The organism is Chitinophaga flava, from assembly GCF_003308995.1.
GTDB classification, from domain to species: Bacteria; Bacteroidota; Bacteroidia; order Chitinophagales; family Chitinophagaceae; genus Chitinophaga; species Chitinophaga flava.
Window position 1 is genome coordinate 1,808,810 of the sequence record NZ_QFFJ01000001.1, and the last position, 22,518, is coordinate 1,831,327.

Annotated in this window: 25 protein-coding genes and 3 tRNA genes; 15 read left to right on the forward strand and 13 right to left on the reverse strand. The window is 40.6% G+C overall.

The window, feature by feature from the left end; all coding sequences use genetic code 11:
- Positions 1–62 precede the first annotated feature (62 nt).
- Positions 63–136, forward strand: a tRNA-Asp gene (locus DF182_RS07195).
- Between the two features lie 126 nt (positions 137–262).
- Positions 263–1,168 carry an archaemetzincin gene (locus DF182_RS07200; protein ID WP_113614972.1) on the forward strand — a complete coding sequence of 302 codons (906 nt, stop codon included), beginning with the start codon at positions 263–265 and terminating at the stop codon, positions 1,166–1,168.
- A 2-nt stretch (positions 1,169–1,170) separates the two neighbouring features.
- Here the strand turns inward: DF182_RS07200 and DF182_RS07205 are convergent, their stop codons facing one another.
- The 4 genes from DF182_RS07205 to DF182_RS07220 form a co-directional block, all read right to left on the reverse strand.
- Positions 1,171–1,761, reverse strand: coding sequence for a hypothetical protein (locus tag DF182_RS07205; RefSeq protein WP_113614974.1), 591 nt, complete (start codon positions 1,759–1,761; stop codon positions 1,171–1,173).
- Positions 1,754–2,206, reverse strand: coding sequence for a DMP19 family protein (locus DF182_RS07210; RefSeq protein ID WP_113614975.1), 453 nt, complete (start codon positions 2,204–2,206; stop codon positions 1,754–1,756). Before DF182_RS07210 ends, DF182_RS07205 begins: the two co-directional genes overlap by 8 nt.
- Before the next feature lie 5 nt (positions 2,207–2,211).
- The gene (locus DF182_RS07215; RefSeq protein WP_113614976.1) at positions 2,212–3,312 is read right to left on the reverse strand and encodes a hypothetical protein; all 1,101 of its coding nucleotides are present in this window, start codon (positions 3,310–3,312) and stop codon (positions 2,212–2,214) included.
- Positions 3,313–3,455: 143 nt separating this feature from the next.
- The gene (locus DF182_RS07220) at positions 3,456–4,538 is read right to left on the reverse strand and encodes a hypothetical protein (RefSeq protein WP_113614977.1); all 1,083 of its coding nucleotides are present in this window, start codon (positions 4,536–4,538) and stop codon (positions 3,456–3,458) included.
- A 142-nt stretch (positions 4,539–4,680) separates the two neighbouring features.
- On the opposite strand from DF182_RS07220, the gene DF182_RS07225 reads away from it, so the two are divergent.
- Both DF182_RS07225 and DF182_RS07230 read left to right on the forward strand, forming a co-directional pair.
- Positions 4,681–5,232 (forward strand): carboxymuconolactone decarboxylase family protein, encoded by a 552-nt coding sequence (locus tag DF182_RS07225; RefSeq protein WP_113614978.1) that lies wholly within the window; start codon positions 4,681–4,683, stop codon positions 5,230–5,232.
- Positions 5,233–5,366: 134 nt separating this feature from the next.
- A complete protein-coding gene (locus DF182_RS07230) occupies positions 5,367–5,945 on the forward strand; it encodes a hypothetical protein (RefSeq protein ID WP_113614979.1) in 579 nt (192 codons plus the stop codon).
- Here the strand turns inward: DF182_RS07230 and DF182_RS07235 are convergent.
- Complete coding sequence (locus tag DF182_RS07235) at positions 5,942–6,205, reverse strand: UBP-type zinc finger domain-containing protein (RefSeq protein ID WP_113614980.1); 264 nt, start codon at positions 6,203–6,205, stop codon at positions 5,942–5,944. The two genes, DF182_RS07230 and DF182_RS07235, sit on opposite strands and share 4 nt — an antisense overlap.
- Positions 6,206–6,288: 83 nt before the next feature.
- Here DF182_RS07235 and nfi point away from each other — a divergent pair, with 83 nt between their 5' ends.
- The 6 genes from nfi (at position 6,289) to DF182_RS07265 (ending at position 9,937) form a co-directional block, all read left to right on the forward strand.
- Positions 6,289–6,978, forward strand: coding sequence for a deoxyribonuclease V (gene nfi, locus DF182_RS07240; protein WP_113614982.1), 690 nt, complete (start codon positions 6,289–6,291; stop codon positions 6,976–6,978).
- 111 nt (positions 6,979–7,089) lie between these two features.
- Positions 7,090–7,163: transfer RNA gene (locus DF182_RS07245), tRNA-Asp, on the forward strand.
- Positions 7,164–7,426: 263 nt separating this feature from the next.
- On the forward strand, positions 7,427–7,978 hold the full coding sequence (locus tag DF182_RS07250; RefSeq protein WP_113614983.1) for an RNA polymerase sigma factor: 552 nt from the start codon (positions 7,427–7,429) through the stop codon (positions 7,976–7,978).
- Positions 7,979–8,033: 55 nt separating this feature from the next.
- On the forward strand, positions 8,034–8,489 hold the full coding sequence (locus tag DF182_RS07255) for a hypothetical protein (RefSeq protein WP_113614984.1): 456 nt from the start codon (positions 8,034–8,036) through the stop codon (positions 8,487–8,489).
- A 107-nt stretch (positions 8,490–8,596) separates the two neighbouring features.
- Positions 8,597–9,328 (forward strand): helix-turn-helix domain-containing protein, encoded by a 732-nt coding sequence (locus DF182_RS07260; RefSeq protein WP_113614985.1) that lies wholly within the window; start codon positions 8,597–8,599, stop codon positions 9,326–9,328.
- Positions 9,329–9,391: 63 nt separating this feature from the next.
- Complete coding sequence (locus DF182_RS07265) at positions 9,392–9,937, forward strand: dihydrofolate reductase family protein (RefSeq protein ID WP_113614986.1); 546 nt, start codon at positions 9,392–9,394, stop codon at positions 9,935–9,937.
- A 94-nt stretch (positions 9,938–10,031) separates the two neighbouring features.
- Here the strand turns inward: DF182_RS07265 and DF182_RS07270 are convergent, their stop codons facing one another.
- The 3 genes from DF182_RS07270 to DF182_RS07280 form a co-directional block, all read right to left on the reverse strand.
- Entirely contained in the window at positions 10,032–10,427 is a 396-nt protein-coding gene (locus DF182_RS07270; protein ID WP_113614987.1) for a YybH family protein, read from the reverse strand.
- 76 nt (positions 10,428–10,503) lie between these two features.
- The gene (locus tag DF182_RS07275) at positions 10,504–11,109 is read right to left on the reverse strand and encodes a Crp/Fnr family transcriptional regulator (protein WP_113614988.1); all 606 of its coding nucleotides are present in this window, start codon (positions 11,107–11,109) and stop codon (positions 10,504–10,506) included.
- Between the two features lie 124 nt (positions 11,110–11,233).
- Entirely contained in the window at positions 11,234–11,665 is a 432-nt protein-coding gene (locus DF182_RS07280; RefSeq protein ID WP_113614989.1) for a hypothetical protein, read from the reverse strand.
- A gap of 305 nt (positions 11,666–11,970) precedes the next feature.
- On the opposite strand from DF182_RS07280, the gene DF182_RS07285 reads away from it, so the two are divergent.
- Both DF182_RS07285 and yiaA read left to right on the forward strand, forming a co-directional pair.
- Positions 11,971–12,534 carry a Crp/Fnr family transcriptional regulator gene (locus DF182_RS07285; protein ID WP_211327072.1) on the forward strand — a complete coding sequence of 188 codons (564 nt, stop codon included), beginning with the start codon at positions 11,971–11,973 and terminating at the stop codon, positions 12,532–12,534.
- An 81-nt stretch (positions 12,535–12,615) separates the two neighbouring features.
- Complete coding sequence (gene yiaA / locus DF182_RS07290) at positions 12,616–13,038, forward strand: inner membrane protein YiaA (protein ID WP_113614991.1); 423 nt, start codon at positions 12,616–12,618, stop codon at positions 13,036–13,038.
- Between the two features lie 142 nt (positions 13,039–13,180).
- On the opposite strand, the gene DF182_RS07295 is transcribed toward yiaA, so the two are convergent.
- Both DF182_RS07295 and DF182_RS07300 read right to left on the reverse strand, forming a co-directional pair.
- Complete coding sequence (locus tag DF182_RS07295) at positions 13,181–14,050, reverse strand: MBL fold metallo-hydrolase (protein WP_113614992.1); 870 nt, start codon at positions 14,048–14,050, stop codon at positions 13,181–13,183.
- Positions 14,051–14,184: 134 nt separating this feature from the next.
- Positions 14,185–15,081 carry a glutamate--tRNA ligase family protein gene (locus DF182_RS07300; protein WP_113614993.1) on the reverse strand — a complete coding sequence of 299 codons (897 nt, stop codon included), beginning with the start codon at positions 15,079–15,081 and terminating at the stop codon, positions 14,185–14,187.
- A 130-nt stretch (positions 15,082–15,211) separates the two neighbouring features.
- Here DF182_RS07300 and DF182_RS07305 point away from each other — a divergent pair.
- Positions 15,212–15,285, forward strand: a tRNA-Asp gene (locus DF182_RS07305).
- A gap of 604 nt (positions 15,286–15,889) precedes the next feature.
- Entirely contained in the window at positions 15,890–17,017 is a 1,128-nt protein-coding gene (locus tag DF182_RS07310; RefSeq protein ID WP_113614994.1) for a hypothetical protein, read from the forward strand.
- Positions 17,018–17,847: 830 nt separating this feature from the next.
- Here DF182_RS07310 and DF182_RS07320 read toward each other — a convergent pair.
- A complete protein-coding gene (locus DF182_RS07320) occupies positions 17,848–18,537 on the reverse strand; it encodes a LytR/AlgR family response regulator transcription factor (RefSeq protein WP_113614996.1) in 690 nt (229 codons plus the stop codon).
- The gene (locus tag DF182_RS07325) at positions 18,534–19,607 is read right to left on the reverse strand and encodes a sensor histidine kinase (protein ID WP_113614997.1); all 1,074 of its coding nucleotides are present in this window, start codon (positions 19,605–19,607) and stop codon (positions 18,534–18,536) included. The genes DF182_RS07320 and DF182_RS07325 overlap by 4 nt, the downstream gene beginning before the upstream one ends.
- Before the next feature lie 156 nt (positions 19,608–19,763).
- On the opposite strand from DF182_RS07325, the gene DF182_RS07330 reads away from it, so the two are divergent.
- Complete coding sequence (locus tag DF182_RS07330) at positions 19,764–21,449, forward strand: S41 family peptidase (protein WP_113614998.1); 1,686 nt, start codon at positions 19,764–19,766, stop codon at positions 21,447–21,449.
- Between the two features lie 352 nt (positions 21,450–21,801).
- On the opposite strand, the gene DF182_RS07335 is transcribed toward DF182_RS07330, so the two are convergent.
- Entirely contained in the window at positions 21,802–22,401 is a 600-nt protein-coding gene (locus DF182_RS07335; protein ID WP_113614999.1) for a short chain dehydrogenase, read from the reverse strand.
- Positions 22,402–22,518 lie beyond the last annotated feature (117 nt).

Here is a 22,518-nt window from a genome sequence, read left to right on the forward strand (position 1 = left end):
CGGAGGAATACAACAGATTGGGAAACAGAAAGATAGCTAGGCAATAGCGATTTTTTGAAGAAGGATTGGTAGTTCAGTTGGTTAGAATGCCGCCCTGTCACGGCGGAGGTCGCGGGTTCGAGTCCCGTCCAGTCCGCAGAATTAGTTAAAACCCGCTCAGTGAGCGGGTTTTCTGTTTTTATCCCCTGATGATTTAATACCTTTTAAAAAATTCCCGGCAGATCCTTATTTTAAAGCTATTTTACGGATCACCTATACCACTATGCGCTTCTCCAGGCCCTCCATCATCTGCACCAAAACCATCCTGCTCCTGCTACTATCTTCTTTTTTGTCCTGCCACAACAGGAAAGAAAAAAATCCGATGCATTACTTTGACGCCATCGCAGCCAATGATATCAAAATGGGTAAACCCAGAGAAGGGGAATGGCTTTTCAGACACAAAGAGAAAGGACAGACTTTTGAAGCCTATAAAAAATGTCGCCTGGTAAAGCCAACACAAGACAAGTCGGTGCTTTACCTGCTGCCGGTGGGCGATTTCACCGAACTTCAGCAAAAAGCATTACTGGCCACCCGGCAATACACCGCCATTTTCTTTCAGTTAAAAACAGTGCTGCTGCCACCTGTTTCAGACAAAACCGTTCCCTCGTTTGCCATGCGCCAGGAAGAAGACGGTCATATGCAGTTACTGGCCCCCTATTTACTGGACAGCCTTCTCAAAGGCAAAATACCCCAAGACGGTATTGCCCTGCACGCCATCAGCGCCCAGGACCTGTATCCACAAAATGACTGGAATTATGTATTCGGACTAGCCTCCTATGTCGATAGCGTGGGTATCACTTCTATATACCGGTTACAAAACCAACAGCTGGATACTGCTAACTTCAAACTATGTCTGAGAAGATTAATGAAAATTACATCGCATGAAATTGGGCATATACTGTCACTACGCCATTGCATATACGCAAAATGCAGAATGAATGGCACCAACAGTCTGGATGAAACCGATCAAACTCCCGCCCGCCTTTGCTCCGAATGTCAGCGAAAATTGTTTTATAACATTGGCTATGATAATGTACAACGGTTGAAACAGCTGATCCACTTCTGCCAGGACAATGGACTGGAAAATGATGCAGCGGTTTTTAAAACAGACCTTGATGCCATTGAATAACTTTATTTCACATTCAGTTCCGGCAGCTTATACGCCGCTACAGCCTCCACCAGCTTCTGCTTATCTGTCTTTAGTTTTTTCAGGAAAGCTTCCACCTCTTTTCCATAAGCCCGCTGGCTGGCAGCCAACAGCAGCACACCTTTTGTATTGCCATTACTAACAGACTGGTAACGATATACATTACGCTCCACAATCAGGATACTATTTCCATCAGCAGCATTCTGGCTGACCAGGAAATCGAGTATGTACTGATTATCTTTTTCATAAATGTTGTAATTCACCACCGGATTAACAGCTTTCATCTTTTTCAATTCCTCCACCTTCTGATTTACAAGGTCTTGCGGTTGGAAATCACCTTTGAGAAAATCCACTGTTACCAGTGATTTGAATTTTTCCAGATTATCTCCTGCTGTCAGATATTCCTGCTTGTAGTAGTTGTTGTTGGGATGAGAAGACCATACCAGGCTATAACTTGCATTGTTCAAATGAAGCGGACCCGGAATATTCAGATAGTCGTTTGTTTTAGACTGCGCTCCCGCCCAGGAAGCCCACAGCCCCAGGAATATGCTTAATACTTTTGTTTTGTTATTCATTTGGTTTCAGATAATAATTGTAACATAATAACTGCAGATCATCCGGATTATCCCAATATAGATTATCCAGTTCCTCCAGCCTTTGCTCCTGTTCTACTGTCAGATAGTCTCCCAGGTATTTGGGGATATCCCATAATGCCGTCAGCCTTTCATCATCCTGCACCACGGCGATAGTGGATTCATACTCCGTAATAATCTGAAGACATTTAACGGCGCCTAACTGTTGTAATATCTTCTGTGTTTCGAGAAAATTATCATAGCCCCAGTTGCAGAAATACTGTAAAAAACCGCCGTTATACATATCTGCTTCCAGTCGCCAGATCCTGACTACTTCCTGCTCTTTTTCAGAGAGTTTGTCCAGCTTTCCTTCATGCTGAGAGAACAGTTTCTCCACCAGCTTATAGGAATAATCATCAAATGCTTTTCTTTGTTCATCCTGTTGCATATACACTACTTGAGAGACGATTCACGGTTTAATATAATTAACCGTTTATTCTTTTCTGATTTATCAGTTCGGGGATAAAACACCACAGCATAGGCATTTTCACGGGTTTTATTCAACCCTGAAAGGATCAGGTTATCAACGGGCATTGCTATGATTTCACCAGTGAGGAGGTTTTTATACCCTTGTTGACCTTTGCTGTAGAATAACTCCAGCAGCTGACCATTTTTGAGTACCAGCCACCCGTTGCCCGCCCCTGTATTAAACCTGACAACACAGGTGCCGTCACCGATCTGTACCGGCCTCCAGGTGTTGTATAATTCATCTCCCAGATCAAACAGCAGCTCCTTCTTCACCGAGCCATCCATATCCAGGGTTATTATTTCCAGCTGGCCGCCGGAATTGGTCAGGAGATAACCGGTACCACTAAACGACAATTGTAATATTTCCCGGAACCAGGTCTGGCTGGTGGAGATAACCCGTGTTTTTATTTCATTGCCTTTTTCATCTACCTGTCTATGTACCCACTGACCGTTATCTCTGGCCAACAGGTGTATTTCATGGTTGGAGATGTGCATTTTATTTTTAGCAGGAAGAGGAATTTTGACGTAGTTCTTTTTCTTCAGCACTTCCTCTTTAAACCCGATGACCAGCATTTTGTCTGGTTTCTTATCGGATAAGCTGTCCAGATCAAAAAACACGACGGCATTATTCACCACTCCTTTAAAATCGCCCATAAAAGGCTTGCTGCCCTTGGGTTTTTCCAGGTGTTCCCTATCAAACAGCGGTATACTGATTTCCAGTTCCTTATCGGGATCGTATGGTATTACAGAGACATAACCTTTACCTGCGGGACTTGTAAAAAACCGGGGCAAGATGCCGTCATCTTCCTTATAGCTGTTTACCACCTGTCCATCTGCATCGATGAAGGTGTACACCAGATTATAAGAACGGCTGTTATAAACATAAATGCCGATGAGGGATTGCCCATCGAGGGAGAGGTTGCCACTATGAGATAACTCAACTGCGGCTGTTAACACCGTAATTGTTCCCGATGCTGTTTTGCTGGTTTCAATGTCGAATGGACTGACGGTTTCGATATTTTTCATTTCAGGGTATGATCAAAATTTTCCATCAGGATTTCAGTTGGCTAGTTAAGACTGGTACCTAATGGGGGTTAGCAAATTTATTCAATTGACAATCAAAAAAACTACATTGAAGAGCAAGATACAAAAATTTAAAACGGAGCTGGTTATTTGAGTTTCCTTTTTATTTTCCTCAGTATCTCGGGGAGATTGATGGTAAAGGCATCACCTTTGTATTTGGTAACGGTTAAAACACCTTCAATGAGATCTTCTTCTTCAGCCGTCTTTGGGGTCATAGCATGGCCGTCCAGGAGTTGTTTGTACTGATAATTGCAGAGTTGTAGCTGCCCGATGGTAGCGTCTTTCATTTGCAGCAGCGCTTTGGCCATTTCCCATTGCGATTTTAAATGCAGCACATTGGCACGTAACTGTGCCAGGCTGATATCATACATATTTCCGGATAATTCGTCGAATTCCTGTGAACCAGGAATGGCGAGGTATACCGCCAGCGCTTCGCGGATCTGTGACAATGCTTCTTCTTTGTTTTCCGGAATTACTTTTAACATCGTAGTACCTCCCTTCTCTTCAATTTCTGTTTCTGCTTCGATACCCAGATCAGAGAGAAATTGCGTGAAGTAAATGAGATATTGTTTGCAGGCGGTTTTAACGGAGGAAGGGAAATGGAAATAGGTGATGAGTTTGTCTTTGTCCAGTTTGCTTTGGAGGATTTCTTCTGTTTTATTCCATGCTGACTGCATGGTTTCTGTCATCTCTGCCAGGCAAATACCTAAGTTCATTTCCTTCTCCTCTACATCATATTTAATCCCAAATCCATCGAAGGGATCGTCAGTGTCACTTTGATAATAGCAATATTTTGTTTTAAGTTTTTCTAACACACTGGCGAACACCGACGAAAAATCAAGCACACTCCAGGGCTTGGCCCAAAGAGAGGCTTCAAAATCAAAATCTATACTAATATGGAGATTTTTGAGAGGAGTTTTCCTTATGACAGTTTCCCCAAGGTATATATAATAGGAAACCGTCTGTTTTCCACTATCAACATCCACAGCTTTCTCAATAAAAAAATCGTTGAAATGGCTTGCCAGCTCTTCAAATGAATATTCCGAGAGTAAATCAATTACTTTGGGGTTACTGAAAGTACCCGATACATGATCATTATAACCCGCCTCTTTATCCAATACCCCATTCACTCTGATTCCTTCTTCCCCTAAAAATTCAACTTTTAACATCTCTCCTTTTTACCTATATACAATTTTCCAAACCCAAGATGGTAGACACTTTCCTTCTTTCTGAAAAATTTTTCCCATTCCTGTCCTATTTGAAATAATTCAGTTGACATAAGGGTATAACATTCACCATAAATCAATTGACATGAATACTTTTCTTCCTCCTATTGAGCATCCTAAAGGACTGATAATGAAGCTTGTTTATTTTTTAACCCGTAAACAGTTCGGTAAAGTGCTGACCCCGCTGAAGGTACATGCCGCGCGGCTTCCTTTGTCATTTGGCATGTTTTACAATAAAGTGAGCCAACTGGATAAAAAGCTGAGTTTATCAATGGAAACCGTCATGCTGGTGCGTCAGCATGTAGCCAGACTGAACATCTGCCTTTTTTGCATAGATATTGCCCGTTATAAAGCGTTGGAAACTTCCATGAACGATGCAAAAATAGACGCACTGGCAGAATACAGTACTAGTCCGCTTTTCACGCAGGCCGAAAAAGCATTGCTGGACTATGCAACCGAACTGACAGTAGATAAAAAAGTAGATCCGGGTACCTTTGCCCGGCTGGCCTTATACTATTCTGAAAGAGAGATCTGTGAGATCGTATGGCTGGTTGCCAGTGAGCACCTGTACAATATGACCAATATCGGGTTAGATATCCATTCAGACATGCTTTGCAAAATCCCGCAGAAAAAATAAAATATTATCGCCTCCGGCCTGCTTTTCAGACAGGCCGGAGGCAATAATATCCAACCAGTGTAGCCATTGACGTGAGGACAGCAGTAACTTTCGGGAATTAAATTATATTCGCTGTCAAATCTTTCCGCCACCCAATGCCTATTATTCAACCCGATCAACCCGAACTCTTACCCGGTTATCCCAGGATCTATGCCTACGAATCCGGACATCCTCTGAATAAAAAGGGAACCATCCGTATACGAAGTACTACTGATAAATCGCTGCGCACTTTTATGATGACACTGGATAAAGACCGGTATGTATTTCCTGATTCTTCTGCTAATGTGCTGATATTCGTTTACTTCTTTTTAATCGTCCTCACCTTTAAAATAGCCTCATCCGTCATTGAGGAGTTTATACCATTGCTGCTAACAGGCATGGTGTTAGTGGCAGTAGTCCTGACTCTTCTTACCAGGAAATGTTCTCTTTTCCTGAACCCCGGGATACAAATCGACGCCAGGGGCATCAGTTACAAGGCAGATTTTTACTCCTGGGATAATATTGATGCCACGTATATTGTGGAAAGAAACCTTCACAAACATTATGAGCATCTATTAGTGCTGGCGACTAAGAATAACGGCATCCAGTACATTAGCATACACGCTAAGGGCCTGACTCCTGTGTATGTTAAAATAGCTACCGTTATTAATCATTTCAACAGAAAGGTATACTAATATTCCGCGAAGACATCATCTTTATAACACCAGAGCCATTGTTCACCTGGTTCTGCCGAAGCGATAACAGGATGGTCCGTCAGATGGTAATGCTGCGTCATGTGCCTGGCGGGAGAATCATCGCAACAAAGGGTGGCGCCACAGGTCTGGCAGGTGCGCAGATGTACCCAGACGCCGTCGTGTTTGATACATTCTTCGCACACATATGCTTTGGGGGTTTTGATACTGGTAATAGCTTGCAGATGAGAACAAAGTGCCATAAGCGTGTTTTTTTATAAGAAAACATAGTTTGTTTACCCACCCGATTTAATCACTAATATTGTGCCCCAAAACGATCCCCTATATGATCACAGAAGCAGCCGCCATTGCTCTGCAGGAAACACTCCGGGCGCAGGTTATCACCACCGATGAGCTCCCATCCCCTATCCGTACAATCGCCGGGACAGATGTAGAATATGATAAATCCAGCAACCTGATCGCCGGCAGTGTGGTGGTACTGGACTACAACACGCTGGAGGTACTGGATGTAGCCTCTCATTGTATGGAAGTTAGTTTTCCCTATATCCCCGGGCTTTTCTCTTTCCGGGAGATGCCGCCTCTATTAGAAGCCTATCATAAACTGAAGATTCAGCCCGACCTGATCATCTGTGACGGCCAGGGACTGGCCCATCAGCGCCGTTTCGGGCTGGCCTGCCACTTTGGGGTGACACTGGACAAACCTGTTATAGGCTGTGGAAAAACCCGTTTATGTGGACATTATGAACAACTCGCAGAACCCAGGGGCAGCATTGCACCGCTGATTGCCGAAGAAGACCAGGCATTGATAGGTAATGCCCTGCGTACACAACCCGGTATTAATCCGGTATTTGTTTCCTGCGGTCATAAGGTATCCCTGGCCACCGCCACCGATATAGTGCTGAAAATGGCTACTCAATACCGCCTTCCGGAAACCACCCGGCTGGCAGACCACTATGCACGACTGGCATTGCTGGAATATAAAGACGGCTTAAATCCGCCACCAGCAAGCGAATAGACATTTATTTAAAAAAATTCGTATAATAATTTGGCAGATTGAAATAAATATTTCTATATTTGCAACCCCAAACGGGAACAACGGAACGGCTCAAAAGCCCACCCATGTTGAGGATTGGTAGTTCAGTTGGTTAGAATGCCGCCCTGTCACGGCGGAGGTCGCGGGTTCGAGTCCCGTCCAGTCCGCAAAAAGGGACAAATCATCATCGGTATGATTTGTCCCTTTTTCGTTTGAGATAGAATGCCACACAAGCTTGCCATTAACACGAAGGCTTCCTTTACTTCCGGTTCGATATGTGTCAGGGCAGCCCGGCCTAATTACAATAGCTCATCCAAATTATCATACAACATCATCTTCCCTGAATATCTTTAGTAACTCGATTCCAAATTTGTTTTATTAACAGTGCAACCTTTTTCAGGTGCATTCATTATAATATAAATTCTAATGTTTGAAAACGGAACAGCAACTCGTTGAACAGGCGAAATCCGACCCAAATGCTTTCGGTGAATTATACGATCAGTATTATTCAAAAATTTTCAACTACGCATTTCGAATTACAGGCGATTATGTAATCGCATGTGATATTGCTGCTGAAACTTTTATGAAAGCATTCACAAAGATCAACTCCTTCCAATGGAAGGGCATCTCTGTGTCTTCCTGGTTTTTTAAAATTGCTACCAACGAATTGAATCAGTATTTCAGAAGTAAAAAATATACTTCCACCTCACTGACAGAATTAGGAGCAGTTGAAAATACGTCCGGGTATAAACATTTTAGTGATGAGACGAATGATACCATTTCCAGGATCTATATGACGGAAGACTTTAAAAGGGTGCAACAGCTGCTCCAATCTTTGCCGCCTGATTATCAGAAGGTAATTGCACTAAAATACTTTGAAGAGATGAGCATTAAGGAGATTAGTGAGATAATGGGGAAAAAAGAAGGCACCATAAAATCACTGATTTCACGAGGAATAGACCGACTTAGGCAATCCCTTTAAACTTGCAACCATATTTTATTTTTCACAATTATAAACACCCGTAATTGGGATCATTATGGACGAACAACAATTCGAAAACTATCTGCACAACATGGAAAAGCCGACGCCTCCTCTACCGGCCCAAAAGGACACCCTCAAATTTGCCCTCCTGAATTCCAGACGTTCTTCCTGGATAGGAGCCCTATTGATCGTGTTTCCATTTTTACTTATCTCGCTTTTTTTTATTCAACACCTGTTTAATTTAGGTCCACGGCTGACCGGCTGGATAGCCACAGGAACCTCATCACTTCCGGTCTACTGGAAAGCTTTGCTTTTTTTTATATTTCTCACCGGCTTTCCTTTTCTTGGTATTATTCTCAATATGTTGTCGATCACTTATTTTCAGTACGACAAAACGAGGAGAGAATTCAACATTATTATCAGAATACGGTGGTGGAATATAATTATAATATTTATTGGGGCTGCGGTTGCCTCATTTTATACCCTTCATCTTTTAGCAGATGCTATTTAGGAGACAAAACCTTTCGGATATATTCCTGATACTTTTTATTTTCGGGATATTGCGGTAGTCTTATTTGGCTCTATAACCAGATTATAAATAACAATTTAGTATTAGTCATGAAACATAATGGGACCAAACCTTGCCAGGAATTAGCACCCTATATCCATTCTTTTTGGGAATTAAAAGGCGATGATAGCGACGGCCAATGGGAGCGAATATTTCCTGATGGGTGTCCCGGGATAGTTATAAATTTAGGGGAACCCTGCAAAACGGATAATGGCCTGGCTACTATGGATTATGGCAAAACATACATCGTAGGAGCAATGACCACTTTTAAGGATAGTTTTATTGACAGGAACACCCATCTGTTAGGCGTGTGTCTCAAACCAGCTGTGTTTTCGTCTTTTTACAACTATGCTCCACAAAATGAATTGACTAATCATACTGTTGAATTTGATTTGCCCCACTCATTTGATATTGGGAAAATAAATAAAGATTCTTACGCTTACCTCAATAAATATTTTCTGGATAGGAAAGGAAGTATCAACCAGCCGCTTCAGGCTGTTCTGAACGACATTCATATTTCTAAAGGGAATGTAAGCATCCGTGAAATTTCTAAAAGGAATTTTACAACTGTCAGGCAATTGGAACGGATTTTTAAAACTCATGTCGGTTTAACACCTAAGGAATATGTAAAGATTATTCGCTTCCAGTCAGTACTTTCCATGATGAACAACATAAGAAAGAAAAGCTTATCAGATATAGCTTTTGAATGTGGCTTTTATGATCAGGCACATCTTACGAATGAAGTAAAACGGCATACAGGCCTTACTCCTGCTCAATTTTAATTTTGTCGCCTTTTTCCAAAAGAGAAACAAGACCGGTATTTATTTTTGTAAAAAGTCTTTTAAATGAAAAAAATAATTTTGAACCTGGCTGTTACCTTAGACGGATTTATTGAGGGGCCAAATGGGGAAGTTGATTGGTGCATTATGGATGATGATATGGATTTTGGTAGTTTTATATCCAGCATCGACACCATATTTTACGGTAGGGTAAGTTATGACGCCTGGGGAAATTTCCAGCCAGACACAACTACCAGTCCGGCTGAAAAAGAGATGTGGCAAGGAATACACTCAAAGAAAAAATTTGTCTTTTCGAGGCAAAACAGGCAAGATGGTAAGGCTACATTCATAAGCTCCGACATTGTTAATCAGGTTGCTGAAATAAAACGACAAGGAGGCAAAGATATCTGGCTATATGGTGGAGCAAGTCTTATCAAGACGTTTATACAATCAGGCCTTATCGACGTATATAAAGTATCGGTACATCCGATAGTTTTGGGAACCGGTAAACCACTATTTGAAGACATAAAGGAACGAATAGGTTTAAAGTTGACTGAAACCAATGTGTTTAAATCAGGTGTTGTACAACTTACCTATGAACCTGTAAACTAAACATCACCTTCGCCCCACAAGCACTAAGCCCCCAAATCTCCCGATTTGAGGGCTTTTTTTGAGGTCGGGTTGATTAGCTGAGAATAGCTCCCAATCAGACTTCCAGTACTGCCGTACCAAAAGGATTATCCACCAACCACAACCAAATGCCTGTTTCATCTCTTTTCAGCAGACAAGTTGTATGACCATTCATGCTAATGATATTGCCATCTGGTGTTTTACCTGTCATTTCCCATTTATCCAGCCAAATCGCTATATCATCGAGTATAGTTAAATGTGGCCGGCCACCTTTTATGTCTGGCCTCCATGTACACAGATGTCCAATTGCCTGTTCAATTTGTGGTAGCCCTCTGATTTCTTCACCAGTCCTATCTATGTACACTCCCTGAACATCAAAACAACTCATGGCTCCTTTAACATCACCCGTTTTGATACAATGACGGAAATAGGATACAGTGCCGGCAGGAGTGTTTCTATTGAATTCTATCATTGCTGTAATTTTATTGCCACACAAAAATCACAGCAATCAAAAGCAATTAAAATAACAATTGTTATTTTATTATATACTATCTTCTTATCCGGCTTAGGGATTCGGGTTTAACACCAATATAGGAGGCTATGTACTGAAGCGGCACATTTTTAATAATATCAGGTCTTTCTGCCATTAACTTCATATAACGTTCTTTTCCTTGTAGTTTCCCAAAAGTCAATATTCTTTCTTCTTTTTTCAGCAGTGCGGCCTTAAGGCTTCTCATACCTAATTGAATCCATGCAGGATTTTCAGCAGCCAAAGCTTCGAAAGAGGCTTCTGATATTTTACAAACGAGGCAATCTGTTAAACATTGAATATCCTCAAAAGAAGGGGCGCCTTTTAATATACTATACATAGATGATGCAAACTCTCCTTTGCTCAGCATATCGATGGTCACTTCTTCACCATTCTCTGTCCTGTAGAATACACGAACATAGCCCTCAAGAATGAGAAAATAATTGGTTGAGGTATACCCTTCCCTGACGAGGAAGTCCTTTTTCTTCTTGTTATAAAAATTAAAGTGCGTTCTGATCGATGACAAATCATCAATCGTGAAATTGAAATGATCTTTAAAACATTTTAGCAGTAGTTCATCATTCTCTTCTGAAGCCGGGGACTCCAATATGCCAGTTTTTTTCATACTTACAGTAGTCGTTTCAACAAACCTTCGTCAAAACGACTATCTGATTGGGAAACGTGATGTAATATAAAGATTAATAAAGTTAGCGGCTAGCTACTGGCAGCTAGCCGCTAGTAATCAGCTACTAAAATTCAAATCCCCATATTGTAAAAATAGGAGGATGTTCTAATCCGATAGGGTCATCGTCTCCTGTATCAGGAAACGACATTTTTATAGTTCTGCCGGAAGCATCCTGTTCTTTAATATTTTCGTGGTTACAGGGAACCAGCATTACAGTGGGATCCCCTTTTTTAAATCCGCCATCGTTTTCCGGATGGGCGCCCATTACCACCATCAGATATTCAGCATTTTTAGCCATCTCTATCAGCTGTTGCAGGTCGAACAGAAATGCATTTTGTTGTCCCTGTACATAATGCTCATGAGTGGTACCCAATTGCTTTGCAGCATTCAGTGTGGCAGAACGAAGCTGATCTGTAATCATGGTACGTGTTTCCAGGATCTCCGCGGCCTGGGTGGTTGTAATAGGCTGGGTGGTTGAAAATGCAGTTACTTCCATAAAACAATTTTTAGGAACCATAGCAATATTGCTGATTGGAAGATCCCCGGGAAGTATGCGGTATTTCTGCAGTGTAATTTGGGATTAACGGAAATAATTGGTTCTTAAATAAGTAGTGTTTTTTATAATTTTTATGTAGATAAAATTGAATTTGTCTACTATTGACACTATGATACTTTACCCTGTTAAATTGTCCAACCGGAGGGAGCTATTATTGAAATCAATGTTTAATTAGCTATTTTTCAGGTTTTTTGCTAACCAGGCTAAGATCTGCAGGACAGTGTGATTAGCCAATATCTAACCGTATGGAACGTCTACTAGCGCAACTAACACAAATCCATCATATAGGAGACAAAGCACTTGATGATCTACGAGCATGTATTAAACAAACGATATTACCCAAGAATGAAATGCTGATTACAGAAGGAAGGGTGTGCAGACATCTTTACTTTGTGGAAGCCGGTAGTTTACGTGGCTTTTATCATCAGGATGGAAAGGAAATAACACACTGGTTTAGTTTTGAAAATGACTTTGTCACTTCTTTTCATAGTTTCATAACCGGGCAACCAGCGGTAGAGAATATACAGCCCATGAACGGAACTATCCTGTGGGCTATTTCCAAGGAATCGCTCACCAGTCTGATGGACAAACACCATGAGCTGGAGCGCCTGGTACGTTTGGCGTATGAGCGGTATTATATACGGCTGGAAGAACGTTTTGTAAACGCCCATTTCAAAACGGCAGCAGAACGTTACGAGCAGTTACTGGAGCAGTCTCCGCATATCGTTGAGAAGGTGCCGCTGGGATATATAGCCTCTTATCTGGGGATTTCACAGGAAACACTTAGCCGTGTCCGTAGCCGGTTTTAACAATTACAAAGCTGATTTTTGACTATTGTCAAAAGTTTCGCCATTGGCTACTGGTAGCTTTGTTGCATTAAACTTACCTCTATGGAACAAAGAAATCAGCAACAACCATCTGCCGCCTTCGTAGGTGCTTCCTGGCTAGCCTTAATTGTGGGCCTGGCATCTTTTATCATTGGTTTATCGAATGTAGAGATGGCCCTGAACGAAAAGGGATATTATTTCACGGTATTGATGTTTGGACTTTTTGCTGCGGTATCTGTACAAAAATCTGTACGAGATCAGTTGGAGAATATACCGGTTACGAATATTTACTATGGCTTGTCCTGGTTTTCCACATTGCTGTCGATCGTATTGTTAACAGTTGGTTTATGGAATGCCAGTATTACGAAGAGTGAAAAAGGGTTTTATGCCATTTCTTATACTTTAAGTCTGTTTGCCGTTATTGCTGTACAGAAGAATACACGTGATGCCCGCCAAAAGCAAAACGATTCAACCCGAAGTGAGTAGCCAGCCTTTCAGCCTGATTGTTAAACCCAACGCATATACGTAAAAATGAGTCTCTAAACTAACGATCGATATAAGCGGATCAAAAAAGCCTTCAGGTTTTACCTGAAGGCTTTTTATTTTTATCATTTCCGGTGTTACTCTTTTACAATACCACTACTCCTCCGGCAGGAACGATCCTTAACTTCTTTCTATATGATGTAGTATCCAATGTCTGCTGCAGCTTAGCAATAGGCTCTATGTACATGGAAAAAGTAGAATGATGTACTGGTGCAATCAGATCAGGATGCAGTGTTTCTATTATTTTCAAACAATCCTGTGAATTTAATCCACGACGTCCGATGTGGCCATCAGAGCCCACAGCACCCATATCCGGGATAAACAGGTTGATTTTTCCATAACGGGTATATTGCTGCATATCATCAAACCAAACTGTATCTCCTGTCCAATATATCCGATATACCCTGTGGTTTACAGTGTATTCAATGATGTAACCATTTCCTTTTCCCAACTCTGTTTTTAATGGATCATCTTTGGCATGCATCGCTTCTACGGCTATGATGCGCAAGGTTTCATTCCCTTTTTTAAATTCTGTAGTATCCCCCCAGTTGAGTCCTCTGAGATGTGTAAAGCCCCAACCTTGTAAAGTGGATGTATTGGCACCGGGAACGACCACGTTCAGTTGTTTATTGAGGGCATTCCTGGCTTGCTGGTCAAAGTGATCCGCGTGTGGATGGCTTACCAGCAGGATGTCTATATTGGCCGTATCAAATGCCGCCGGTGCAATATAACGCTGAATATATGCATTAGCCATTCCGGTGGAAGGATGCTTTTTAATCATAAATGCCGAATCACCCTTCGGGCTAAACATCGGATCTGTCAATATTTTAAAGTTCCCCAGCTGTAATACGTAGGTAGGTCCACCTATCCATTGAAATGTTTTTTTGTGCTGGGCTGTAGCTGATCCTGCGAGTAGGATGCCAAGGATAAACAGGTGAATTTTTAAGGATTTCATTGTATTATTCTTTTATTCTTCTATTGATTTTGATTGAACAAAGCTATTGAACAGAAGAATAACAGAACATGGACGATAAAGGATATTACATGGACAAATCCGTTAGGATATAGGGAGTAGCTTAAAAGCTGTTCTTACTGCCGGAAAGCCAGCTGCCGGTCCAACAGGATATTACCCAATTCTTCCCAACCGGTCACTGGTGCTTCCACCCCCAACATATTTGCAATGAGGGTATAAATCTGGCTTCTGGTTTTTCCTTCTTTCCTGAGATAACGTACAGAAGTAGCACCTTCCGACTTTGACAGTTTCTTTTGGGGGCCTTCCATGAGCAGGGTATGATGAAAAAAAGTAGCGTCGGCAAAGCGGTGGATACCTGCCAGTCTGGCCAGATGCAGCTGGGCCAGCGTAGAAGCCCAGAGGTCTTCTCCTCTCACAATCAGATCCACTTTAAAATAATCATCATCTACTAAGGAAGCCAGTTGATAGGCTGCATGACCGTCTTTTTTCCGCACCACAAAATATTGCTGGTCTGATGGCAGGCTAGCAGCCAATACGCCGCCATAAGTCTTCAGTGATAATGGCTGATGATCATCTGTATATACCCGCCAGCAAACATCCTGGCTATCCCAGGGTAAAGTCCTTATCTGACAGCCTCCGTTATATGCCGCATTTTTTGCCTGTAAACCAGACCGGGAGCAGTTGCACGCAAAGAGCCTGCCCTGCTCTTTCAAAGATTCCAATGCCTGCCGGTATACTTCCACCCGATGCAGCTGTGAATAATCCCGCACAAACTCCTGCGTATTACGAGGGCCTTCCTGCCAGGGTATTTCCAGATAATCCAGCGTGTCAAAGATATCCTGTACATATTCAGGGCGAACCCTTGGCTGGTCCAGATCATCAATCCGAAGCAGTATCCGCGCCTCATGACGGCGAGCCAGGGTGGCAGTGAGCGCAAAAGAAAGTACATTTCCCAGATGCAGATAACCGCTGGGAGTAGGCGCAATACGGGTTCTATGATATTTCTGATACATCCGTTATGGCTTATGCGTTACTACAAAAATACCTTTGCCGGTGAAAAAACAACATTATCAGAAAAAAAATGTCAATCCTCTTGGAAATTAGAGAAGTAAATCTTTATCTTTGCGCTCCCTTAAGGGAAACGGATTGGTAGTTCAGTTGGTTAGAATGCCGCCCTGTCACGGCGGAGGTCGCGGGTTCGAGTCCCGTCCAGTCCGCACTTTTCGATTAGAGCCAAATGGAATCAAATATTTCCATTTGGATCTTTCTTTTTGCCTTTATTTACTATATTCGTCTAGGTTATAACCAATTTTGGATCAAGTTGAAAAGTTTGGAATTTAGAAATCCCAATTGCCCCCATGACATCAAAGAAATTGCCAGCAAAATTACAGGTATAAGTTTCCCTATCTTTGGCGTATCGCGGTCGCCTTCAAAGTCGGACATTGAACTCGCTCGAGAAGCTATAAACTTTCTAGAGGACCGAAGGGTACTTTATAGCACTTATGAATTGGAAACTCCTGACCACTGTTATCAATCATCACGTTTTGCTTCATCAATGATACTAAATGATACTATTTAGTTTTTGAGCTTTATATGTCTTTGCAATGAGATAAAGGAAATTCAATATTATTTCAACTTTTTCTTTATTTACCTGAATGCCATTCCGCCGCAATAATTTTATAGTCTTAAGGCGATCCTCTTGTTCTATAAGAGATAAGCTTTTGTTCATCGATGCTTAGACCATTGCAATTAAACTAAAAATAAAGTTTGTTGTTTTTTTATAACTTGTGTTATTTTAACAATAATTATTTTTTGAATTTTATGTCAACGACCCAAACCAACCTCCAATCTCCTCAAGCCTCAACGTCAGTGAAACAAAAACACAAAATTCGTAAGCCTAAATACTTCAAGAGAGAAGTAAATGAAATCTCTAATTTGACCAAAAAATTAAATGATGAAGTGATTTCTAAATTTGAGGAGTTACTTAGTAATAGAGGCAATTCTAATGATCGACTTGAGGAGGATGATAATCTGTTTATTCCATTAGCTGATGTCTATGCATTATCCCTTACAGAGTCTTCATTTCTTCATTCCGTAGTAAAGGGAGTAAGTGATTCTATTGAAAAGAAGATCCTTAGCTATGAAAATGAAAATCAAATAAAAGTTAATAAACATGATTTATATTTTATTCAAGCGCTTTTAGCAAGCGCGCACAATGATTATGATAATGGACTGAAATATTGGGAGCTAAGCGAAGAAGAACTTGCTAAGAAGAACAAAAAAAATACACAGGGTAAGGATTTAATTGGTCGCTTTCGCGAGACATTCCCCCCCCTTTACAACCCGGCTTCAGAAGGGTATCATAAAAACGAATTCATCTATTTTCAATTCAAACTTCTGCTCCCATTTGACGACTACTTCAAAAAATTGAGGAACAATGCTGACCTTTTCCACTTTTTATCCTGTAGTCTTAAAAGTACAAAAATCTTAAAAAATCTAAGATTGGGGGATAATTTAGTGACAAATAAAATTCAGGGGCAAGAACTAATCCATTCTCTATCTGTTTTATGTGAATCCGTATTTAAGAATAACTACCAATCTAAAGAACAGACTTTGGGTGGTATTTTGACCAACGATTTAAAAAAAATAAATTTGGATGTTTGGAACTATATATATGGTCCTTCCCAAAATTTGTCCACTACATATAAAGTGAAAAGCGTTTCACAATTTAACAATCACTTTGTTACTTATCTTAATGAATTAGAACTGGCCGCGAAGGATAACAACGATGTGAAATTTAAAGCTATGCTTATATATTTTGCTTTTGTGCTACGAAACCAAATTCTTCATCAAAATGATGACGGAATGATATACCTACTAAATGTAAAAGACACAGAAAAAGTTATTGGTATTATGTTCGCAAGTGTATCGGCCATTTTAACTTTATAAAGAATGTAAATGTGTCAATAAATGTATTATTTTATCGTTTTTATAATACTATTTTAATTGTATTGCAAATTATTAGCGTTTTACTTTTCAAACAATTAACAGTCAAGTAATACAATTAAGAAAATTTAACGGTGAGATGAAGAGTTCAATTGTACTCCCTGATTCTCTCAAGGATTTAGAAAGCCTTCAAGTCATCAGATTTGAAAACTTTTTTGTATTTGGGGAATTGTATATTTCTTTTATTATACAGTTCGAAATATTATCCCAGAAACACTTAAAAATGTGCCTTAAAAATTTGAATAAATTGAAGTCTTTAAAAAATAGTGGCGGCTCCTGACACCAGAAAGACTTAATGAATTGTCCGGAATAGAACATAGTCCAGAAGAAGCTAATGAAATCTTTTTGCAAATTAAACAACCTGCAGAAATTTTTCACCAATTTACTTTACATGATAGAAAGACAGGTAGAACTGTGGGCACTAAAGGGCTATAGACAATTCTTTTAGTTTTTTACACAAAATTGGTAGAATCCGCCATTCCTAGTTGGTGAACCGTCAACTTTTTTCAGGACGGTTCATCTGCTTTTCACTTAAAGCCAAACTCAGGGTTTTCTTTGCAATATTTCTCAATAAATACCGAAATACTGGTCAGATCACGGGCAAAAAGTGTCGAAAGTTGCAACCTTCGCTCCGCAAATAAAAGTCACATCTCAAAAGGGTGTGACTTTTTTGCGTTTGTGCCAGTTCATGGTTAAGGACCTGTCACGGCTAAAAGGATTACCGTTTGTGAATTAGCAACAAGTTAATTTTCTCTTTAACGCATTGTTTAATTTCAGGATAATCTTCTTATCAAGGCTTCTTTATAGGTAAGTCCAACGGAGAGCTTTATGCCATCCACTACCATGAAATTCCCTTCCAGATATTGGATAAAACTGGAATTTATGATAGTGGACCGATGTATTCTTATGAATTTTGATGTAGGAAGCAAGGACTCGATTTTCCCAATGGTTATATAGCTCACAATAGTACCACCCGTTGTATGAACCTTTAAGTAATCCCCCAATGCCTCTATGTAGCGGATTTCTGAAAAGTCCACTTTTATCAAACGCTTGTCAACTTTAAGGAAGATACTTGATGTTTGCAATGTATCTCTTTCCTCATGGTTTACCCTGCCCGGCTGTACAATTTTTTGAACCGATTTTAAGAACCGATCGAAGGAAACAGGTTTTACAAGATAGTCAACCGCCTCCTGTTCAAAGGCATCTACGGCGAATTCAGCATGAGCTGTAATAAATATCACTTTAGGCGAATTCCTGATTGATTTGACAAAATTCATCCCATTGATGCCAGGCATGTCGATATCCAAAAACATCAACTCTACCGACTGGCTTTGCATTACAGCAAAGGCCTCCATTGCGGTATTATAACAGCCCAGGCAATGCAGGTCAGCTATCTGATCTATATAAGAAATAATCAGCTGCCTCGCCAGGGGTTCGTCATCGACTACAATACAGTTGATCATGAAATGCTAATTACTAAGGTTACGGTAAAGATACCTGGCTCATCATGAATAATCAATTCATGTCTGTCCGGATAAAGCAATTCTAAACGTTTTCTCACATTTACCAAACCTATCCCGCTATACTTGTCTTCTGTCATCGTTGCGGATAAGTTCTTTGCATTAGAGATTTGGAAAATAAGCTCATTGTCATCAATTGATAACACCATTTTAACCCATTTCTCAGGCATATTCTGATGAAGGGCATGTTTAAAGGTATTCTCAATTAACGGCATAAAAAGTAAAGGTTCGATATTGATATTATTTATCTCTCCCTGGATACTGAAATCAATCAGATTCATTGAGGCATGCCGTATATTTTCCAAATAGATGTAGTTTCTAATAAATTCCACTTCCTGTTCCAATCTAACGGTTTCATGGCGGCACTCATAAATCACGTACCTCATAATCGAAGACAAGCCTTCAATCATCCTGGGAGCACCTGACGATTGTTGTACACTTAACGAATAGATGTTGTTTAAGGTGTTGAAAAAAAAGTGGGGTTGTATCTGAATTTTTAATTGGTTTAGCTCCAGTTTTAACTTTTCCGTTTCCACCACACTCAGGTTGTGCTGCTTTTTAAATAATAGCTTTACTACGTATAACGAAGAGGCAGCCAGCAATACTAAACAGGTGTAACCCAGGGATTGGTTGAAGTAACCTTTTGACAGATCTTCAGGATGTGCGCTTAAAAGATTATCACGGTATACTTTCGGTATGAATGGAAGATGAATCATCACAAGACTACTCAACCTGGAACCTAATTCATATACCAGTATATATACTGGAAATAAAACTAAAGCTAACAGGTATTTGCCTTTTCCAATAGTGTAGGGTAAATATACACGATAGAATAAAACGATCAGGGGTAACTGAAAAATATTGAGCAGCACAAGGCTCAATGTGAATGAAAACTGACTGAATATTTGAAGACCAACTGCAAGAGGGCTTAACACGCCTGTTACAAATAAATACACAAACTCAGCCAGCAGTCCCTTCTGTTTGTAACTGAGTGCAAAGGATCGAAAACGCATTCCCTAAAATTAAACATCATTTACAACCTCAGGAAAGTTTTTAGATGAACCTGTCGTTTTACAGGTCGAAGTGAATGAGATATCTGTCCGGCAAGCAGGAATCAGATTTCATCGAATAAATATCCCGTTGGCGTATAGCCTGGCTAATATTGGGGTATGAAAAGAAATTATGCTACCATCCTGATTATAATCCTGGCAATGACAACTGCTTTTGCACAATCTAAAACACAACGTCATCAGCTTAGTGAGCTGTCTAGGACATGGGGACTATTAAAATACTATCATCCTGAGATTGCGAGCGGCAAACATGATTGGGACAGCGTATTGATTGTCAATATAGGTAACATTCTATCCGCCAGGGATGCTGACCGTTTCCGTAAAGCAATTGATGACATCTTAGCGGTGGCTGGTAATGATACTACAGACTATTATTCGCCTAACACAGATCATTCAATAAGATACAGAAACTATGATATTTCCTGGATCAATAGTGCCAGATATTTGAGTAACACGCAGAAGAAAAAACTACATTATATAGCAACTCATCCCCACAGAGGAAAAAACTTCTATGCACATCCAGGAGATGACATGGACAGTGCAGTCTCCACCTCTAATGAAAAACCATACAAAGACATGTTGCTTCCTGATGTCAAATACCGCTTGCTGGGGCTTTTCAGATTCTGGAACGTGATCAATTATTACTATCCATACAAATATGCGATAGGCAAGCCCTGGGATCAAGTGCTGCTAGAGATGATTCCTGTGATGATAAAGGCCAGTGACACGCTATCCTATTATCGGGCCATCGCGCAAATGGCGGCCTCCATAAACGACTCACATGGAGGATTGTGGCCGGAGGTATTCAAACCTATCGCAGGTAAATATATGCCTCCTTTCAACTTCCGTTTGATTGAAGGGAAAGCAGTGGTAACAAAAATTATCGATAGTACGCTGGTACATGATGCCAGATTCCAGGTGGGCGCAACCCTGACATCTATTAACGGCGTTCCCATTTCCCGTTTGATCAAAACATATTGGGATTATGTACCCGCATCCAATGCTGGCGGCAAGCTTAAATCCATGCATGCTTTTATACTTAACACCCATTTAGAGCAGGCGCTATATTGCGGCATCAACAAAGATGGCAAGAAGATCAAAACGGTTTTGCGGCAAATAGAAAGGGATTTTTTGAAAGACTATCTCGATTTTTTTCAAATGGACAGCAAGATAACAACTAAGGTACTGGAAGGTAATATCGGTTATGTGTTTTTTAGTAATCTCAACCATCAAAACCTGGATAGCGCAATGAAATCTGTAATGAATGCCAAAGCAATTATCTTCGATATGCGAAACTACCCCAGAGAGGGAACAGGAACGTACCAGGTTCCAGGACATTTCCTTTCCCAGCCTGAGATATACGCCAGAAACACGTATCCTGATTTCAGTTTGCCTGGCAGATTCAATTACATGATATCGAATGAGGGAACAGCTTTTTCCCAGGTTGGAAGGCATAACCAAAATCCTTACAGCGGAAAAATCATTTTACTGGTTGACAGCCGTACGCAAAGCGCAGCAGAATGGGCTTGTATGACTTTGCTGACATCCAAAAATGTAACGATAATTGGAAACCAGACGGCTGGAGCAGACGGAAATGTAACCCGAACGATTCTTCCAGGCGGATACAAAATAGCTTTTTCAGGTTTAGGGATTTATTTTCCTGATGGTACTGAGACCCAGCGAAAAGGCATCCCAATTGATATTGAAGTAAGGTATACTGTTGCTGATGCCATCGAAAATCGTGATCCGCTATTAGCCAAAGCAATTGAATTTGCAAATAAATAGCTGCAAAAAGCAGTCCATCAGATCTTTGGAACAGCGGGGGTATTGGACAGCTTATTGAAGGTTAGTGAATATCATTCCGGGGAAACGCTGACTGAACGTATCAATCAGGCCATTCGTATCATTTCATTGCACACCCCGGAAAGCCATTACTCCAATTTAACGCGGGAAAAAAATGTCGAAAGTTGTAACCATCTCCCCGCAAGAAACAAAAAAGCCTCCGGATTATATCCGGAGGCTTTTTGTTTTAGATATATAGCGTTTAGCTTACATTTTTCTGTCAGATGGTCTTGTTTCCCTTCGGGTCTGTATGAAGCTGTAATCGGGGAGTATACTTCTCCCGGAGGACGGGCTTTTAATAGACTCTAAGAATTTGCCCGGTAATATTTTCGTTTATTGTTTTTTCGTAAGCATCGACTAATTCTTTCATTGAAACGGCCTTTAGTCCCGGAAATAAATATCCAAAATCTGCCACGGAGTCTTCAACCATACTTGGACTTACCACATTGATCCTTAGTCCTCTCGGTAATTCTATTGATGCAGACAATACAAAACTATGTAAACCACCACTTATGATAGCTCCACCGGTTACTCCTTTATACGGAATGTCAGCAAATACTCCAGAAGTCAAAGTAAAGCAACCGTTGTTATTTAAATATTCCTGGCCGATTAGGACTAAATTCATCTGACCAAATAGTTTCCCTTTAAAATCCTCTAAAAGCTGTTTCTCCGTAAGAGTTGAAAAGTTATCCAGAGGACCGGAAGCCGCAATGCAAATACAAGCATCAATATTCTTTACTTGTTGGAACATTTCTTTAATGGATTCTTCGGAAGATATATCCACCCTGACTTCCCCGCTGTTTCTTCCAGCCGTTATTATCTCATGTTGTTTGGCTAATTGTGGTGTGAGTTTTTTACCAATTGTTCCATTAGCGCCAATAATTAATATTTTCATGCGACAGTTTATTTTTGATTAGTTATTCCTCAAGGCTATGTTTAATAGATACTATTATCTGATAGGGTCTCTCTCCGTAAATACCAGAAAGAGACCCCATCAGATAAAATTATAAAT